This is a genomic window from uncultured Sphaerochaeta sp. (assembly GCF_963676625.2).
In the GTDB taxonomy this organism is placed as follows: domain Bacteria; phylum Spirochaetota; class Spirochaetia; order Sphaerochaetales; family Sphaerochaetaceae; genus Sphaerochaeta.
In genome coordinates this window covers 96,475-115,037 of record NZ_CAXXYB010000002.1, presented here as the reverse complement: position 1 = coordinate 115,037, position 18,563 = coordinate 96,475, and the positions used below count along the sequence as shown (strand labels likewise).

Below are 18,563 nucleotides of genomic sequence, written 5' to 3'. Positions count from 1 at the left end.
CTCTTACAGTCCCAAGGCTGCTATCGCCGCCCCAATGATAGGAGAGTCATCTATTCGAACAAAATTTACGTATCGCTTTCTTTCGAGTTGCAGATAGGTATGCAGGTAATATTGTGTGTATTCCTTGAGGTACTCAGTCTTGTAATACGTCGTACCATCGGCATTGATGCAGATTGGTTTGCGAGGATCATCGCCCTTTCCGCTTTTCAATACCGTGGAAGCAAGATTTGCCGCAGTCAGCTTTGCAGCACGGGCAATTATTGAATCAAGGATGAGCCAGAGAGCTCTTGCATCATCTTCATTTCCGTCAGTACAGGCAACCAAGGCATAGTCCTTATTGAAAGGCATTTCCAGATAATTGCTCATGACTGTCGTATTTATCGGTTCATATTTTGCAAAACGCTCTTTGAACGTTTGGCTGAGAATACCTTCCTCGATGGCCTTATGGATAACCAAATTGCTCATGGGCCCGATATAGGCTCCACTTATCATTTTTTCCAGATGGTATTGCCCTGGCTGTTTGGTAGAGGCAAAGAATTCCTCATCCAGTCGTCCCGGACAAAAATCAAAATTCCCTGATTCTATATTGATTACCTGGGACTCCCCGGAAATTGTGGGTACTGTCAGTATATTGGCATTGGACTCGACATACGCCGTATTGGTTCCTGTTCCCAGGATAAACCCAATATACCCGGAGTACGGAATGGCAAGGGGAGCTGCCTTGCCTGCCAACAGGGTGGCAACCGTATCATTGAGTACGGATACTCGTTTCTTCGACACATCATGGCCTCTATAGGCCAGTTCTGCAAGTAAGTTGGCACCGACAGCCTTTCCTATGACCTCAGGAGCCTTTATTTCCTTGGAAAATACCAAGGGAATGCCATCGTGGTCAGCAGTGATGGAGGCAGCATAGGAAAAACAAAATCCGATACGATCACTTTTATCTATCAGGCGTTCGACTTCATCGGCAAAGACATCGAAAAATTGTTTTGCAGAAACTTCTTCCTTTACTCCCGGCATTGAGATTTTCTTGAAATCCCCAATATGGGCTGTTCCTTGTTCATCAAAGGAGACCAGACAAGTACGTAGATTGGTACCCCCGGCATCGATTACAATTACCGTTTCACCTTTCTTTACTTCATCTTTGACTTGTACATAGGTAGGAATCATTTTCAGGGAACTGGAGCCTTCAGAGTGCAAACCAATTTCCATTTCCGTTCGGAACTTTTTTAGCAAGACCTCCATATCAATACTGTCAGGTTTCATGTCCCACTTCGAAAGAAACGCATCGGTCCTGGACTCGATTGTACTCATCACACCCTCCTGTTTTTCAAATGCACTTTGAATATCCTACCATGTTCGGGCAGAAAAAATCAAATATCCTTTTCAATACCATTGATTTTCAATTGGACAGGTTTGACTTCAAAATATCCCTCGGCATCGGTGTGAATGAGAAAAATCCCTTCCACTCGTACGGACTCAGATACCCTATTTCCCCGAACCGTCACATCGGTAGCCACAGCAACGGAGGGAATACCTCCCCCCATTATGACAGCAGACATCAGGGAATTCAATGTCGCTCCATCTCCAAAATAAGGAACCGCCACCCCGTCCAGCCGAGCCTGTTCTGGTTTCCAGTCATGGACAGTAAGGTATTGCATGGCAATATCATTGAGCGGACCATTGGCAGCAGATAACAAGGAATTCAACCAAGACTGTCCTGCTGGACTTTTCTTGGCCTGGAACAAGGGAAGATAGGTACCGATATCAGAATCAGCAAAAGACATGGCATACGGGAGAGTCTCCCCCTCGTGCAAGAAAAGATTGCACCCTGGCAACTGGATTTCCGGGTTGTTCAGGAATGCCGCAACAGCACAGATGGATGAGTCGGTTATTGCCGCCAAAGCTACTGTTACATCATTGGCAGTAGGTTGGGAAAATACTGGAGTGCATAACAGGGCGACCAATAATAAAATGATAAGCTTCTTCATCTACATCTCTCCGGTTAGTCGTAAAACACGTATGAAAAGAGAACAACCCAAAAGCTAAAAAAGACACAAAGAAAGTTCTGTGGTACTATATTGGCATGAATTACCAAAACAAAAAAGCCACCATATTCTGGTATGACCTGGAAACCTTCGGGTTGGACAGTCATTACGATAGAATTGCCCAGTTCGCAGGGAGAAGGACGGACCTGGATCTCAATCCAATAGGGGAGCCGGTCGTCTATTATTGCCATTTGAGCGACGATTATCTGCCTGACCCACTCTCTTGCCTTATAACGGGCATCACACCACAGGAAGTAAACCAAAAAGGTATATGCGAAAGTGATTTGATCAACAGGATCAACGAGGAATTCTCCGTCCCCGAGACTACCGTTGCCGGTTTCAACAATATTCGTTTCGACGATGAATTCATCCGAAATGCATTGTACCGAAATTTTCTCGATCCCTATAAACGCGAATGGGAAAACAATTGCAGCAGATGGGATATCATTGACCTGGTAAGGGCTGCCTATGACCTGCGTCCAGAAGGCATTCAGTGGCCTGCAAGAAAAGCAGAGACAGGTAATCCTACCTTCAAGCTCACTGCCCTTACAGAAGCTAACGATATTGACCAGACGGGAGCGCATGATGCACTTGTCGATGTCAATGCAACCATTGCCATTGCCCGCTTGATCAAGGAAAAACAGCCCCGGCTCTATTCCTATTACTACAGCCTACGGAAAAAAGCCAAGGTCAAGGAGATCGTCCAGACGCCTTTCGGGGAACCCGTGCTCTATACCGCTTCCTTTTTCAGTACAAATACTGGATGTTCCCGGCTCATCGTCCCCCTCACTCCCTTGCCTGACAATGGAAATAGCATTCTCTGCTTTGATTTGAGCAAGGATGTGGCCCCACTCTTGCAGGCTAATGCCGAGAATCTCATGGAAGTAGATGGTGTCTTTACCCTTGCAGTAAATAAATGCCCCTTTGTCAGCAAGGGTGCGGTATTGACTGATAAACTTGCAGTCAAGCTTGGTATCGATAAAAAACTGGCCTTGTTGCGTTACGACCAAATATGCAACCAGACCAATCTTTTATTGCTCGGACGCGAGTACAAAGATACCTTTGAGCCAGTACAGGATGTCGATTTTCTGCTCTACGACGGCTTCTTTCCCGATAGTGACCATAAACGTTTTGAATTGATCCGTAAAGCCGAACCCAAGGATAAACTTACCATGAACCTGGCCTTTGACGATCCGAGAAGTGCGCAGTTGCTTTTCCGTCATGTTTGTCGAAACTGGGTGGAAATCCTGGATGAGGCTACCTTGAAAAAATGGAAGAGCTTTTGTGCCAACCGGATACTCAATCCACCAGGAACCATCAAGATAAACTGGGAGTTCTATCGCAGGAAAATAGATGAAAAATTGGCAAGTACCGATACTTCCCCTGAGGAAAAACTCGTACTTGCCAAATTAAAGAGCTATGGGACCGAACTGGAAAAAAGAATCTTCGGCTAGATCAAACCCATTGACTTCCCTACTTCCGTGAAGGCCTTGATAGCATTATCGAGGTCTTCCTTGGTATGGACTGCAGAGAGTTGCACACGAATCCTGGCCTTGCCCTTCGGGACAACCGGGTAACAGAACCCTATGACATAGACACCCTTTTTCAACAAGGCATCTGACATGGCCACAGCCTTGATTTCATCATAGATCATGACCGGTACAATGGCAGTATTACCCTGTACCAAATCAAATCCGGCCTTTTCCATCTTTTCCCTGAAATATCGCGCATTTTCCATGGTTTTCTCTCGATACGGATTTCCCTGTTCCAAGAGTTCCAGGACCTTGAGCGTTCCCCCACAAATTGCAGGAGCCAAGGTATTGGAGAATAAATACGGCCTTGCTCGTTGCCTATAGAGGGCTATGATCTCTTTTTTACCACTTATGCAACCACCACTGGCACCACCGCACGCTTTGCCGAAAGTCGTAGTGATGATATCAACCTTATCCTGGACATTATGATATTCAGGTGTGCCACGTCCTGTATTGCCGATATAACCGGTGGCATGGGAATCATCAACCATGACCAAGGCATTGTATTTCTCCGCCAGGGCACAAATTTTATCAAGCTTTGCGATATCACCATCCATGGAGAAGACTCCGTCGGTGGCAATGAGTATCCGATCAGCATTCTTTGCCTCGAGGAGACAATTTTCCAATTCATCCATATCACTGTGCTTATATCGATAACGCTGGGCTTTGCACAACCTGATTCCATCAATGATGGAGGCATGGTTCAGCTCGTCGCTGATAACTGCGCTGTCCGCTCCGAGAAGTGGTTCAAAAACTGCCGCATTGGCATCGAAGCAGGAAGAAAAAAGAATGGTGTCCTCGGTCTTGAGAAAAGAACTGACTTTCTTCTCGAGTTCCTTATGGATTTCCTGCGTTCCGCAAATGAACCTGACAGACGAAAGTCCGTATCCCCAGGTATCCATGGCATCTTTTGCCGCCTGGATGATCTCCTTGTTATCTGCAAGCCCTAGATAGTTATTGGCACAAAAATTAATGACTTGCTTGCCTTGAACGGTAATGGAAGAACGTTGTGGGCTGGAAAGAATTCTCTCTTTCTTGGAGAGCCCTTGCTTTTCCTGTTCGTCCAAAAATGCTTGCAATTCGTTACGGATGTATTCGTTCATTGCTCTCTCCTTTGGATTGTATCGATCATATCATTGGTCATCGAAAACAAATCATATTTCGGCTTCCAGTCCCATTCTACGCGGGCTGCATAGTCTTCCAGGCTATCAGGCCAGGAATCGGCGATGGCCTGCCTTACTGGGTCTACCTCATAGGAAATGGTGAACTCGGGAATACGGGTCCTTATATAGGCGGCCTGTTCCTCGGGACAAAAACTCATCGAGGCAATATTGAAGGCATTCCTATGCCGCAACCTAGCAGGATCCGTTTCCATGATCTGGATTGCAGCCTGAATGGCATCAGGCATGTAAATCATGTCCAGGTAGGTATCCCCGCGCAGAAAACAGCTATAGTGTTTTTTTCTCACGGCCTCATAATAGATATCCACGGCATAATCGGTAGTCCCGCCTCCCGGAGGAGTCATATTGCTGATTACCCCGGGGAACCGTACCCCTCGAGTATCTACATCGAACTTATGATAATAATAGTCACAAAGCAATTCACCTGCAACCTTGCTGACTCCATAAATGGAGGTAGGTCGCTGAATGGTATCCTGCGGAGTAAATTGCTTTGGAGTCGAAGGTCCGAAGGCCCCAATGGAAGAAGGAGTGAAGACAGCGCATTTATATTCTCGTGCAATCTCCAGGGTATTCATCAATCCTCCGACATTTATATTCCAGGCATTGAGCGGATTTTTTTCCGCAGTAGCCGACAAGAGCGCTGCCAAATGATAAATGGTATCGATATGATGTTTTTGCACAATCTCGGCTATGACTTTGGCATCCCGGCAGTCTACTTTATAAAAAGGACCCCCATTGACCAATTCAAGGTTGATATCGTCACGAATATCTGTCAAGACCACGTTTTGGGAACCATAGCGCCTGCGACATTCCATCGCTATTTCAGACCCTAGTTGCCCAAGTGAACCAATGATTAAAATGTGTTTCATACATACCTCCCAAAATACCATTCCTTGACAACCATTCGAAGGCGGCTTACAATGGATACGTTCATTATATTGAACTTTATTCACTATGTCAAACTTATTGCAAGGAGATTACCCATGGAAAACCCTCCGATGATAGGAAAAAATATCCAACGTATCCGCAATAGCAGGAAGCTGACCCTCAATGTTCTTTCAGAGCGTTCAGGGGTGTCAAAAGCAATGCTCAGCCAGATAGAATCGGACAAAGTCAATCCAACGGTGGCCACCGTATGGAAAATTGCCAGAGGCCTGAATGTAGATCTCAATGATCTTCTTGAGACCGGAGTGGAACCCAAACGGATATTTTCCGTAAATCCCGCCAATGATGATGCACCCAAGACCGAAACCTGTGAGCACGGCGTATCAATTCGTATTCTCTCTCCTTTGACTATGGTTGAGGAACTTGAGATGTATCTCTTGACTTTTGAGCCTCATACCTCACTTCCCAGCGATCCCCACTACCCGGGCACCCAGGAGTTCCTCACGGTTGTCAAAGGGGCTGTCAAAGTCCAGGCCGGAGATAATGTCGCTGAACTGAAAAAGGGTGATTTTTTGATCTATCATTGCGATGTAGACCACACCATCACCAATGAATCGGCCCAGCCTGCCGTAGTTCATATGGTAGTTCGCTATACTCCCGACAAGCGGTAGAAAACCTTTTTCAAGGAAAGAATAAGACAAGGTAACCCGAAAAATCTTTCGGAGCCTTGTTTTTTTATGCTCAAGCAGAAAATAAGCACTCCAAAAGAAAAAAAACTCTTTTAACAAAGCCTTCCATTCCGTATTATAAAAAAATGACACTGCAAGGAAGGTTATTATGTTTTCAAAGAGAATCATGGCATCCTATGGGTTTGGGAAATTCATCGCCGAGTTCTTTACCGGGGCCTTCGGGGCAATCGTATTCATGTTCTATGAGACTGAGGTGGGTTTGGCCGGAGGATACGCGGCGTTAGCAACAGTAATCTATTCCCTCTGGAATGCCTTCAACGATCCGGTAATTGGATATGCAACCAACAAATTTGCTCCCCTATCCAAGAAATATGGACGCCGTTTTCCGTGGATAATCATAGGACTGGTCTTGTGCAGTCTCTCTTTTCTGGCAATTTTTGCCATTCCTACGACCTGGAACGCCAAGGAACATCCGCTTCCGGTCTTTCTCTGGATGGTTTTGAGCATTTGTCTGTTTGATGGCCTCTACTCCCTTTGGGAAGTCAATTACCAGAGTGTCTATCCGGACAAGTTCCGTACCGACAAGGAGCGGACCATGACCGCGGCGATCAGTACGGGCATAGGTGTCCTGGGTATTGCCTCGGGATTCATCATCCCTCCCTTGTTCTTCGAATACGGAAACCGTGCCAGCTATGCTCTTTGTGGGCTGGTCATTGCGGGAATCGGAATTCTTTGCACTCTTTTGGTAATCCCTGGAGTCCATGAAACCAAGGAAATGATAGAACGCTTTTCAAGGCAACAAAAAGAAAATGCCATTGAAAGTCCCTCGTTCTTTACCCAGATGAAAAAAGGACTGAAAGACAAGAATCTTCTTGCCTTCGTACTATTCCTGTTTTTCTATCAAAGTGGATGCATGTGCATGACCAGCAGTATCAACTACGTGGTAAAATACATCCTTGCAGAGAGAAGTACACAATCGACTCCGATATTTGCCGGAATGCTCGTCGGAGCCTTGGTATCCATCCTCATTTGGACCCAGGTTGCCAAAAAGATGCAAAACAACCAGAAAATGCTGGTAGTATGTGCCCTCTTCATGTCTGCCTTTGCCCTTCCCTTGACGTTTGTGAGTACCCAGTTGGGTTTCATTATCTGCATGAGCCTCTGGGGCTTGGGCTTCGGAGGATTCTGGACCTTCATGGGACCGGCTATGGCTGATGTCATTGACGATCTCGTGGTAAGGCAAAAACGACGTGACGATGGAATAATCATGGGAATACGAGCCTTTTTCATGCGCTTCAGCTATGCAAGCCAAGCTGTAGTATTCTATCTTACCCATAAATTGACCGGTTTCAACCCTGACAACATAACCCCACTCGCCAAGAAAGGGATCAGTTTGCATATCGGGCTCATTCCCTCAATTTTCTTTCTGCTCGGAGTCATCGTTTTCCTCTCCATGAATACGCTCACTCCCCAAACTATTAAAAGCAACAGGCAATTGCTAAAACAACTTGATGTCTAGGGATGCTATGCAAAGCGGATTGAGTTTTGTATACTTTATCAATGACTACAGGAGAAAAGAATGCTTGAGAAACTGCCAGATTATGTGAAGCAGCTTGAAAATATAGATACTACACTCAGTAAACCAGAAACCATGAATGACATGACGCTATTCAAAAAACTCAACATGGAACGTTCGCATCTTGCCCCGATCGTAGAAGAGTTGCAAACCATGCAGAGCATGAAAGAGCAGATTGCCGACGCCGAGCAGTTGATGCACGACGAGACTGACTCAGAAATGCTTGAAATGACCAAGGAAGAACTTTCCAAGTTGAAGAAAGCCTATACAGTCAGTGAGCAAAAGACCAAAGTGTTGCTCATTCCCCCAGATCCTATGGAAGGCAAGGATATCATCATGGAAATCCGTGCCGGTACGGGTGGAGATGAAGCAGCTCTCTTTGCCGCTGACCTATTCAGGATGTACAGCCATTTTGCCGACGCCAAGGGTTGGAAAATAGAGGTTCTAGGTTCGAATGAAACGGGCATCGGGGGCTACAAGGAACTTGTCTTTTCCGTGAGCGGAAAGGATGTCTATGGGTCCCTTCGCTGGGAAAGCGGGGTTCATAGGGTACAGCGTGTACCGGAAACCGAGAACGGAGGAAGAATCCATACCTCGGCGGTTACCGTGGCAGTACTTCCAGAGGCAGAAGAAACTGATATTGAGATCAAGCAGGAAGATTTGAGAATTGATGTAATGCGTGCCGGCGGCCCCGGTGGCCAGTGCGTAAACACAACTGACAGCGCAGTACGATTGACTCACCTTCCTACCGGACTTGTTGTTATCTGTCAGGATGAAAAAAGCCAGATAAAGAACAAGGCAAAGGCCATGAGAGTCCTTCGTTCCCGGTTATTCGATCTCGAGGAAGCCAAGAAAAACAAGGAGCGGGCAGAAGCCAGGAAAAGTCAGGTAGGCTCAGGGGACAGGAGCGAACGCATTCGCACCTATAATTTCCCACAGAACCGGTTGACTGACCACAGGATCAACCTGACACTCTATAAGCTTGAATTGATCATGGCAGGCCAAATGGATGAGGTCGTCGAAGGGCTCAAGGTGGCAGCTGGCGAAGCCGCCATCAAGGAAGCTTGATTTGGAAGGCCTTTCCGTTGCCCAAGCAAAGGAAAAATGCAGGAAAGCCTTGATCGATGCGGGTCAGACAGACACGCCCGGGCTCGATGCCCGGTTGCTCCTCGAAAAGGCCACCTCCTTCGATCAGATTGCCCAGATACTCCATTTTGATACAATCCTCACCAAGGAACAGGCAGTCTCGCTTGAGACAGCTTTGCACTTGAGGCTTGCAAATGAACCCATGGCGTATATTCTTGGAAAGAAGGAATTCTACTCAAGAACCTTTAAGGTAGACAAACGCGTACTCATTCCACGCCCTGATACGGAAATACTGGTAGAGACTGCCCTTGTTTTTGCCCGATCACTTAAAAAGAAACCACATATCATCGACGTATGCACAGGAAGCGGTGCCATAGGGATAACCTTGGCAGCAGAACTCGAGGAATCTGAGGTAACCATAACAGACCTTTCTGCCGATGCCCTGGCGGTAGCCGAGGAGAATGCAAGGCTTTTGCTGGGACATCCGCTGAAACAAGTGGAAGGCAATCTTCTCTGCCAGGTAAGCGAAAAGTATGATATCATCATCAGCAACCCCCCTTACCTCACCGCCGGTTGGTGCGACGAGGTTTCCCAGGAGGTACGAAAAGAACCACGCCTGGCCTTGGAAGGTTTTGGTTTTGACGGACTGGACTGCATCAGGGATTTGATAGGGCAAAGCATCGGACACCTGACAAAAGGCGGAGCCTTGATGCTAGAATGCGATTATCGACAGACAGCGGTTGTCAGGGACCTGTTGGAAACCTCGGGGTTTTCTAAGATACAGATCATCAAAGACCTTTCCGCCAAGGAACGGGTTGTGTGGGGGATACTTACATGTACGAGCAACTGATCGAACGATTCATACAGAAAGCATTCAAATACCCGAAACCCGACCAAGAGAAAATTCTCGCGGCCGCAACGTTTTCTGCTTCAAAACATGAGAACCAGAAACGCGCAAGCGGGGAACCCTACATCATCCATCCTCTTGCCGTGGGAGAAATTCTCATCCAATTGAAAATGGATGCGGATACAATCTGCGCCGGCTTGCTTCACGACACGATAGAAGATACCAATACTACCTATGAAGAGATAACCCTCCTGTTTGGACAGGCTGTCGCGGACATGGTAGAGGGTGAGACAAAAATCGGAAGCATCAAGGCCATGAACAAAAGTGTCCAGGAAGCCGAAACAATTCGCAAGATGTTCTTTGCAATGAGCAAGGATATCCGGGTAATCATCATCAAGCTTGCCGACAAGCTCCATAATATGAGAACCTTGCAACACCTGAAACCAGAAAGGGCAAAGGAAATCGCAAGCGAATGTCTGGATATCTTCGCCCCACTTGCCGACAGACTTGGTATTTCCTGGCTCAAGGATGAATTGGAAGATCTTTCCCTAAAGATACTCAAACCTGACACCTACCAATATATCCAAGAGTACTTATTAAGCAAGAAAGGTGAACAAACCGCCTATCTCGGACGTATCGAGAAAAGTATATACCGGGCCTGCGGGGAAGAAAACCTCAGGGACGTAATTGTTACCAGCAGGGCAAAGCACACCTACTCCGTCTACATGAAAATGAAAAAACGCAAAAAGGAAATCGATGAAATCTTCGATATCCTGGGCGTCAGGATTTTGTGCAATTCCCTTACTGAATGCTATACCATCCTGGGAGTGATCCATCGGCTCTGGCCTCCCATTGAAGGCCGGTTCAAAGACTACATCGCAATGCCCAAGGCAAATAATTATCAAAGCCTCCATACCACGGTCATGGCCCTGGACGGTAAACTCCTGGAAATCCAGATTCGAACCAAGGAGATGCATTTCACCGCCGAATACGGAGTTGCAGCCCACTGGACCTATAAGGCTGAAACGGGAAGCGAAAGTGGTTCCTGGTCAAAATTGGACAATGAACAGTTCTCAAAGATCCTTTCCAAGCTGAAATCCTGGTCGAATGAGATTGAGACCAGTGAATCCTTCATGGATGATATCAAGGGCGAATTGCTCAAGGATACCATTTATGTATTCACCCCCCAGGGACATATCGTCGAACTTCCAACCAATGCCACAGCCCTGGACTTCGCCTATCAAATCCATACGGAAGTAGGAAACCATACCACCGGGGCAAAAGCCGATGGTTCCATCATTGCACTCAACGAACCACTGAGGAATACCCAGGTCATCGAGATACTCACCTCCCCGAATGCCCGACCACACCTGCAATGGTTGCGATATGCCCAAACGTCCAGTGCCAGGAAGAAAATCAAAGCCTGGCTGAACAAATTTGACGAGGACATCCTTATAGACAAGGATATCATTGCAAAACGAAAAGTCGTAGAACAGCAAACCAAAATAGACCAACCTCTCCCGCCCCCGGTCAATGACAATGACATCATCATGCAGGTGGTAGATCCTTCCAGAATGAAATTCAGGGTCGGAGATGAGAAAAACATGATGATCCACATTGCCCAATGCTGCAATCCAGTACGAGGTGATGAGATCGTAGGCTATATCAGCAGGGGACGCGGAGTCATCGTCCATAAGAAGAATTGCCCCAATCTCAAGAATATGAGCGAAATAGTGGATCGTTCGATTGAGGTTGAATGGGAAACAGAATCCCCAAGGCTTACCAAGCGGTTCAGCATTACCAGCAAAAGAACCAATGACTTGTTCGGTGAAATCGAAGGAGCCCTACGCAAATACAAGGGTCATCTGATCGAAGGTCGTTTGCATGACGATGAAGAAGGTCGCTTGATCGGGGCCTTTACCATGGAAGTCGAACACGAGGATGACTTCAAGAAGATAATCAAAAGTCTGAAAATCATTCCCTCAGTGAACACCATCAGCGAAATAAAGTAATTATTCCTCCAACACCCTAAGGACTTCAGGAAGCAACTGTTTCTTTCTGGACAATACGCCCTTAAGAAAGTACTTGCCATCACTTTCCTTCTCATAGGATAGCTTTCGGTCAAGCCCCGGTAACGGAGTCAACAACAAAATACTGTTCTCTTTCACCACATCGGTTATCAAAAACATGGCCCAATCAAGGTTATAGGCTTTCTTGACTTCTTCAAGCTGCAAAATATACCTATCCTTGTAATCATCGACATCACTGAGTGTTGTTACCTCACACTGGCCGATTCCAAAGGTAATTCCGAATTCGGAATATCTCTTGAAGTCAGCCTCGATCATCTTTTTCGGATTCTCATTGGACAGGGAAGCTCCACTGGAGAACATGGTCTGTCCGAAGGTCTTCATATCTTCAATCTTGCCCAACAGGCAAAGATCTTCCACTGCAGTAAAGTCTTCGAAAGTTGTCGTGGGACTCTTGAGCATGACCGTATCACTGACAATTCCCGACAGCAACACTTTTGCAATTTGTTCCGAGATTTCCACATGGTTGCGCATGAACAAATTGTAAATGATGGTACAGGTGGACCCCAAGGGTTCACAACAAATGTAGATGGGATTACGAGTCTTGGGTGCACCCAGGCGATGATGGTCAATAATTTCCATGACCTCAGCTTCATCAATGCCAGGAATACTCTGGTCGATTTCATTGTGGTCAACCATAATGACCTTGGTCTTGGGGCGTTCCAAAAAGCAACGTCTGGTTACAAAACCTTTCCATTGGGAACCATTGAATACGGGAAGTCCACGGAACTCACTGTCTGCCAGGATTCCCTTGGCATCCTCAAAGAAAACATCATCCTGAAGGATGGGGGGACACTTGCTCATCAACTGGGTTACCGGTATGGAAAGGCGCAGCAAACGCAAGGTCTCGGCGGTGTCCGCTTCGCTTACAAAAACAGTTCCCTCATATGTATCGAAATCAACATGAGAAGTAAGTTCTGTTTCCAGGCCAGTGAGAACGATAGCAGGAATCTGCAATTCTATCGCTTTTCTAATGTGGTCTTCCCTATCTCCGACCACTAAAAGTGGTTTTTGTCCATCAAGAATCTCAATATGCTTGCAAAACACAGAATACCGCATCGCCCCTACCACGATTGCCGAATCGAATTCCTTGACTTTTCCCATCTTGATAAAATATCCCTTCAGGACCTTGGGAAAATTCTCCACTACAAAATGATATACAGGTCTCTTGCCACTGTTTTCACGGAGTACAAAACTATTTACCTCGTCAACACTCAGCAAGCCTTTATAGACATCACCATCCAAAATGGGCACAACCGAGGGTTGTGAGGATTGTCCATATAGCGAAACCAGATTATATACAGGATCAGTCACCTGCAGGACATGTTTCGTAGTTTTCATGACACTGCTGACCCTGGTCCTGACATCCTTGATGAAGGAAGGGGGTATTACCCCTATCCGCTCGAATTGGGCCTTGGTGGAATCATTGAGATTCCCGCACCGCACGGGTATATAGGTATTTGCAGGGTCGATCTTATTTTTTAATTGTGCATAGCAATAGGCAGCACATACGCTATCCATATCCGGATTGCGATGTCCAGTAATATAAATATCAGGCACACATCTCTCCTCTGTCGTTCTTCAGTATTCTAACCGACTTCAATGACACTGACAACTGAGAAAGCAACCTAGATAGAAAAAGGCGAACTCTTCATATAGTTTAGCTTCCTATATTTCCAATCTTTATTTATAGCACTTCCCGTGATCATTGTTTTGTTATATACAACATTTTTTAGGAAGCAGTTTTTCGTGATATGGTTACTAGCTAAATTCTAATCATATATGGTACTCTTTACCAGGACGATTTCTTATGTTGCATATTGAGTGGAGGGGGAATTTAACTTGGCAAAGATTTCTTTAAAGGAAAATGTTTACAATAGTCTTGTCAAGGATATTATTTCGGGTATCTATGCTCCCAATGCAATCCTTACAGAAAACGAAATGATGCTAAAGTTCGAATGTAGCAAAGCTCCTATCAGGGAAGCTCTCATTGAATTATGCAAGGACAACTACCTTAAAAGCATACCACGTCTTGGCTATATTGTGGTGTCCTACACGTTGAAGGAAATCGTGGACATCCTGGATTTCAGGATTGATTTGGAAACCAGCAATCTCAAGAGACTGCTTCCCTCGGTTACGGACAAGCAATTGGAAGATTTCAAGTCTTCATATGAGAACTTCAAGAAAAATAAAATAAATCAAGGATCAGTGGCAGAAAATTGGTTCAACAACCAGCACTTCCACCTTGAATTATGCAAGTTAAGTGGCAATGAGTATGTTTACAACGTCCTGAAACACCTGTTGAGGCAAAACTCAGGTTTCTTTGCCCAGTATTACTCATATGCATGGCATAATGATACCGAGTCAAGGGGATATTTCCATGAACTCATACTTGAGGCCCTATTTGAAAGGGACCTTGAAAAGACCTGCACACTCCTTACAACAGACATAAACAGCGTGAAAATTCAGATACAGAAGGCGCTTCAATAACAAACTCAACATTGCCATAGAGGAAAACGCTCAAACAGCAACTGTCTTCCTGCTATTTGCTTCAAGAAAGAATTAACAAGATCTGGTCTTTGACTGATTTGATATCATCAGAGAGTAACTGACAAGCTTCATTCAAGTCCCTGCTTTCCAATGCATTGAGAATTTGAGCATGAAACCTACCTTTTGACTCAGTCTCATTGACCCATGCATTCGTATAATACTGGGGAAAGAACCGGGAACTCTGCATCAATAGTTTTTCCAGATTCTGCAAGGTAAAAGCGTTTTCACTCAAGGAACAAAGCGTCAAATGGAAGGATTTGTTTTTCTTCCAGTTCTGGAAAATACTTAAATTCGGTTGGTTCTCATACACCCATGAAGCCTCATTGATCCTGAAAATATCGAGTTTCTCCTTTGTTATTCTTGGAAAAGCCCTTTTCAGGTTTGCCACCTCCATATCAGTTCTGAAATCCAATATATTGATTACCTCCTTAAGAGATACCGGTACCACCTGATAACCAAGACGGGGTATGCTCTTCAAAAAGCTATCCTTGCAAAGCTCTATCAAAGCTTCCCTGACTGGAGCTTTGCTACAACCAAAGGGCTCCATAAGACGCCCTTCAGTCAAGATTTCATTTGCAGCGTATTTCCCAGAGGAAATATCAGAGACCAGACTATCGTAAATAGTTTTTTTTAATGTATTGCTTTCCATGTCTCTCCACTTTCCAAGCTACTATCTATTTCAGGAATAGCGCTGACATAGGCCATGAAACATTTTTCAAGGGTATCGAATGCAACATATTCATCAGGCTGATGACCATGTCCCCTATCGGCTCCAAACTTGACATTGCCACCAGGAATTCCTGGTCCGAACCCTACAGCATTCTTTAACTTGCGGGCATAGGTTCCTCCTCCCATAACATACGGAGAAAGATCCAATCCTGTCACTTCCTTGCTGATTTGAGTAAGTTTACCGATGAGGGACAAGTTTTCATCGACATACATGGGCGCACTGTCATGATAGGAAACAAGTCTGAAACCGGAATCAGACAATTTCTTTTCAATAGCACCTATCATTGTCTTGAAATCACTGGTAACGGTATATCGTATATTTATGTTCTGGGAAAATGCTTTGCCAGTCTTCCGGTCATACCTTGAATACCCTGCGACATGCGTAAGCTTGCCCGAAACATCGTCCTCATAGGGAACACCAATTCCACTACCATGATAATCAGAAAAACAGGCCACAATCGCCTTCATCAATTTGATATCGCTTTCTTTTAGAAATCCTGCCTCAAGTAAGGCTGAAGCCAACCGGGTCTGGGCATTCACGCTACCTTCCGGGAAAGCCGCATGAGTAGCGATTCCTGACGCCTTGATACAACAATATCCATCAGGAAGAGAACGTATCTCGATGTCCTTCATATTGCGGAAAAAAGATACCAAGCTGGCATAATCAACCCGAATCTCAGCTACGCAAAGAGCTGGTACAGCATTGGAAGCTACCCCTGATTCCCATTTTCTTATTGAAGAGTCCCTTGACATTGAAAATTCACAATCCAATTCAAGCACGCCTTTCTCTCCATGACAAACAGGAAAGGCAACATCAGGGACCAAGGAAAATACAGGCATCGGATAGTTTTTGACATAATACTGGATATCCTTCATGCCACACTCTTCATTAACACCAAAGAAATGGCTAATCGTATGCTTTGGTTTCCATCCAGTTTCCTTCAGATACATCAAGGCATACAATACGGCAATGGCAGGTCCCTTGTTATCTCCACTTCCTCTTCCAATAATGCAATCATCCATTGTGGTTGCAATGAAGGGATCATAAGACCATCCAGGTCCTACAGGAACAACATCAAGATGACTGAATATACCAATATCAGTTTGAATACTACCTTCATATTTTAAAATCATACATTGGTTATCGCAATTCTTGGCACTAAACCCATATCCAGCTCCGAGTTCACCAATAAAGTCCAGCACATCCAAACAGGCTTTGCCATAAGGAGTGTCTGGAGTTTCCTTATTCTCTTGGCTGATACTTGGAATCGCGATCAATGCTTTCAAATCTCCAAGCATTTGTGAGAAATGGTTATCCCACCATAGTTTTTCTTTATTCTGCATGTAAACCTCCCTCAGGACACAAATGACAAGCAACCAAATGATCTTTTTCCACTTCAATCAAGCCTGGATAATCCTTGGAACATTTTTCTGTCGCAAACATACAGCGAGTATGGAAATGGCAACCTGAAGGAGGATCGTAGGCACTTGGAACATCTCCCTCCAAGACAATGCGCTCTGTTTTTGATTCGGGATCAGGAACAGGTATTGAGGAAAGCAGGCATTTTGTGTAGGGATGCAAGGGGTTCTCATATAAATCATCCTTACAGGCAACTTCAACGATACGACCAAGATACATGACTGCTACCCGATCACATAGATACCGTACGACACTAAGATCATGGGAAATGAAGATATAGGTCAAATCCAGTTTTTTCTGCAAAGTCTTCATCAAATTCAAGACTTGGGCTCTTACAGAAACATCCAAGGCTGAAACGGGCTCATCGCAAAACACTACATCAGGATTAAGTATGAGAGCCCTGGCTATCATTATCCTTTGCCTCTGTCCACCCGAAAATTCATGGGGATACTTGTTGATAAATTCCTCATTCAACCCAACCAAGTGCATTATTTGAACCACTGTCTTCATCTTCTCTTCTTCTTTGTCAGTTGAGAAGATATCCAAGGGAGCCTTTATAAGTTCACGCACTGTCATCCTGGGATTGAGCGAGGCATACGGATCCTGAAAAATAATCTGCATTTTATTACGGAGTAAACGAATCTCTTCCTTGGAAAGTTCTGACAGGTTTGTCCCTTCCAAAAAAATCTCTCCAGAAGTGGGTTCAATTAAGTGCAACAGAGTCTTGCAGAGTGTGGATTTTCCACATCCAGATTCGCCGACAATTCCAAAGGTTTCTCCCTTACGGACAGAGAAAGAAACACCATCAACTGCTTTCACGCAGGCTCTTTCCCTGCTAAACAATCCTTTCCTCGAACCGTAAAAATATTTCTTGACATTCTCGACTTGCAGAATCACATTTCCACGATCTGTCATAAATACCTCCCTTGCGGATCATATTTCCAACAGCGAACCTGCCTATCCTCGAGATCAAACATTGGAGGTTTTTCTTCAAAACAACATTTTTTTGCTGCCTTGCACCGGGTGTTGAACCTACAGCCCGAAGGCATATTACTTAAAGTCGGGACATTTCCTTCTATTGAGGACAGGGCTTCCATATTTTTGTCCGGGCGAGGGATAGAAGAAAGCAATCCTTGCGTATACGGATGTTTCGGACTTTTGAAAATGGCATTGGTAGATCCTACCTCCATAATGTTCCCTGCATACATCACAAGAATCCGATCTGTCATTTCTGCTACCACCCCCATATCGTGGGTAATCAACATTATCGATATATCTTTCTTTGTTTTCTTCAAATCTTTCATCAGTTGCAGAATCTGCGCCTGAATCGTGACATCCAATGCTGTTGTAGGTTCATCTGCTATCAAGAGGGATGGAGACTGTATCAAGGCCATGGCAATCATCAAGCGTTGACGCATTCCACCACTCAACTGGTGCGGATACTCATGATATCGCTTCTCAGGAGAGGGGATTCCTACACTTTTGAGGATCTCAAGGACTTTCTCCCTAGCCTCTGCTTTTCCTAGCTTCCTGTGCAATAATAATGCTTCTTCAAGCTGCAAGCCATTTTTCATCACAGGGTTGAGACTGGTCATGGAGTCCTGGAATATCATGGCAATCTCCTCTCCCCTGAGATGAGTCATCTGTTTTCCAGTATATCCAACAATATCTTTATCCTTGAAAACAATGCTACCGCAATCAATGCGTGAGATATTTCGGGGAAGCAACTGAAGTATAGACATTGAAGTTACACTCTTGCCACAACCTGATTCGCCAACAATTCCCAAGGTCTCACCCTTCCCGATGAAAAAACTTACATCGTCAATAGCTGAAACCCATTCCTTACGAACCAGAAAACTGACAGATAATTTTTCAACTTCGAGCAAATGTTCCATATAACAACCTTTTTAGGCACTCCTGCTTAAAAAGCAGG

General features: G+C 45.1%; 16 protein-coding genes. 7 read left to right on the top strand and 9 right to left on the bottom strand.

What is annotated here, in order from left to right:
• Positions 1 to 3 precede the first annotated feature (3 nt).
• A complete protein-coding gene (locus tag ACHZBG_RS02215) occupies positions 4 to 1,314 on the bottom strand; it encodes a hexokinase (RefSeq protein ID WP_320127807.1) in 1,311 nt (436 codons plus the stop codon).
• A 59-nt stretch (positions 1,315 to 1,373) separates the two neighbouring features.
• Positions 1,374 to 1,991, bottom strand: coding sequence for a hypothetical protein (locus ACHZBG_RS02210; protein ID WP_320127806.1), 618 nt, complete (start codon positions 1,989 to 1,991; stop codon positions 1,374 to 1,376).
• 95 nt (positions 1,992 to 2,086) lie between these two features.
• Between ACHZBG_RS02210 and sbcB the strand changes: the two genes are divergently transcribed.
• Positions 2,087 to 3,502, top strand: coding sequence for an exodeoxyribonuclease I (gene sbcB, locus ACHZBG_RS02205; protein WP_320127805.1), 1,416 nt, complete (start codon positions 2,087 to 2,089; stop codon positions 3,500 to 3,502).
• Here sbcB and ACHZBG_RS02200 read toward each other — a convergent pair.
• Both ACHZBG_RS02200 and ACHZBG_RS02195 read right to left on the bottom strand, forming a co-directional pair.
• Positions 3,499 to 4,683 (bottom strand): glycine C-acetyltransferase, encoded by a 1,185-nt coding sequence (locus tag ACHZBG_RS02200; protein ID WP_320127804.1) that lies wholly within the window; start codon positions 4,681 to 4,683, stop codon positions 3,499 to 3,501. The two genes, sbcB and ACHZBG_RS02200, sit on opposite strands and share 4 nt — an antisense overlap.
• The gene (locus tag ACHZBG_RS02195) at positions 4,680 to 5,630 is read right to left on the bottom strand and encodes an NAD-dependent epimerase/dehydratase family protein (RefSeq protein WP_320127803.1); all 951 of its coding nucleotides are present in this window, start codon (positions 5,628 to 5,630) and stop codon (positions 4,680 to 4,682) included. Before ACHZBG_RS02195 ends, ACHZBG_RS02200 begins: the two co-directional genes overlap by 4 nt.
• 114 nt (positions 5,631 to 5,744) lie before the next feature.
• On the opposite strand from ACHZBG_RS02195, the gene ACHZBG_RS02190 reads away from it, so the two are divergent.
• The 5 genes from ACHZBG_RS02190 (at position 5,745) to ACHZBG_RS02170 (ending at position 11,856) form a co-directional block, all read left to right on the top strand.
• Positions 5,745 to 6,317: an XRE family transcriptional regulator gene (locus tag ACHZBG_RS02190; RefSeq protein WP_320127802.1), complete on the top strand. Its 573-nt coding sequence runs from the start codon at positions 5,745 to 5,747 to the stop codon at positions 6,315 to 6,317.
• 166 nt (positions 6,318 to 6,483) lie between these two features.
• Complete coding sequence (locus ACHZBG_RS02185; protein ID WP_320127801.1) at positions 6,484 to 7,854, top strand: MFS transporter; 1,371 nt, start codon at positions 6,484 to 6,486, stop codon at positions 7,852 to 7,854.
• 60 nt (positions 7,855 to 7,914) lie between these two features.
• A complete protein-coding gene (gene prfA / locus ACHZBG_RS02180; protein WP_320127800.1) occupies positions 7,915 to 8,979 on the top strand; it encodes a peptide chain release factor 1 in 1,065 nt (354 codons plus the stop codon).
• Entirely contained in the window at positions 8,921 to 9,847 is a 927-nt protein-coding gene (gene prmC / locus ACHZBG_RS02175; RefSeq protein ID WP_320127799.1) for a peptide chain release factor N(5)-glutamine methyltransferase, read from the top strand. The genes prfA and prmC overlap by 59 nt, the downstream gene beginning before the upstream one ends.
• Positions 9,832 to 11,856: a RelA/SpoT family protein gene (locus ACHZBG_RS02170; protein ID WP_320127798.1), complete on the top strand. Its 2,025-nt coding sequence runs from the start codon at positions 9,832 to 9,834 to the stop codon at positions 11,854 to 11,856. Before prmC ends, ACHZBG_RS02170 begins: the two co-directional genes overlap by 16 nt.
• Here ACHZBG_RS02170 and ACHZBG_RS02165 read toward each other — a convergent pair whose 3' ends face one another.
• Positions 11,857 to 13,491 carry a putative manganese-dependent inorganic diphosphatase gene (locus ACHZBG_RS02165; RefSeq protein ID WP_320127797.1) on the bottom strand — a complete coding sequence of 545 codons (1,635 nt, stop codon included), beginning with the start codon at positions 13,489 to 13,491 and terminating at the stop codon, positions 11,857 to 11,859.
• 282 nt (positions 13,492 to 13,773) lie between these two features.
• Between ACHZBG_RS02165 and ACHZBG_RS02160 the strand changes: the two genes are divergently transcribed.
• Entirely contained in the window at positions 13,774 to 14,421 is a 648-nt protein-coding gene (locus ACHZBG_RS02160; protein WP_320127796.1) for a GntR family transcriptional regulator, read from the top strand.
• Between the two features lie 61 nt (positions 14,422 to 14,482).
• Here ACHZBG_RS02160 and ACHZBG_RS02155 read toward each other — a convergent pair whose 3' ends face one another.
• From ACHZBG_RS02155 to ACHZBG_RS02140, 4 genes are read right to left on the bottom strand one after another with little or no spacing between them, the layout of a single operon-like run.
• Entirely contained in the window at positions 14,483 to 15,130 is a 648-nt protein-coding gene (locus ACHZBG_RS02155) for a GntR family transcriptional regulator (protein ID WP_320127795.1), read from the bottom strand.
• Positions 15,112 to 16,554 (bottom strand): Sapep family Mn(2+)-dependent dipeptidase, encoded by a 1,443-nt coding sequence (locus ACHZBG_RS02150; protein ID WP_320127794.1) that lies wholly within the window; start codon positions 16,552 to 16,554, stop codon positions 15,112 to 15,114. Before ACHZBG_RS02150 ends, ACHZBG_RS02155 begins: the two co-directional genes overlap by 19 nt.
• The gene (locus ACHZBG_RS02145; RefSeq protein ID WP_320127793.1) at positions 16,544 to 17,545 is read right to left on the bottom strand and encodes a dipeptide ABC transporter ATP-binding protein; all 1,002 of its coding nucleotides are present in this window, start codon (positions 17,543 to 17,545) and stop codon (positions 16,544 to 16,546) included. Before ACHZBG_RS02145 ends, ACHZBG_RS02150 begins: the two co-directional genes overlap by 11 nt.
• Positions 17,542 to 18,525: an ABC transporter ATP-binding protein gene (locus ACHZBG_RS02140; RefSeq protein ID WP_320127792.1), complete on the bottom strand. Its 984-nt coding sequence runs from the start codon at positions 18,523 to 18,525 to the stop codon at positions 17,542 to 17,544. The genes ACHZBG_RS02145 and ACHZBG_RS02140 overlap by 4 nt, the downstream gene beginning before the upstream one ends.
• Positions 18,526 to 18,563 lie beyond the last annotated feature (38 nt).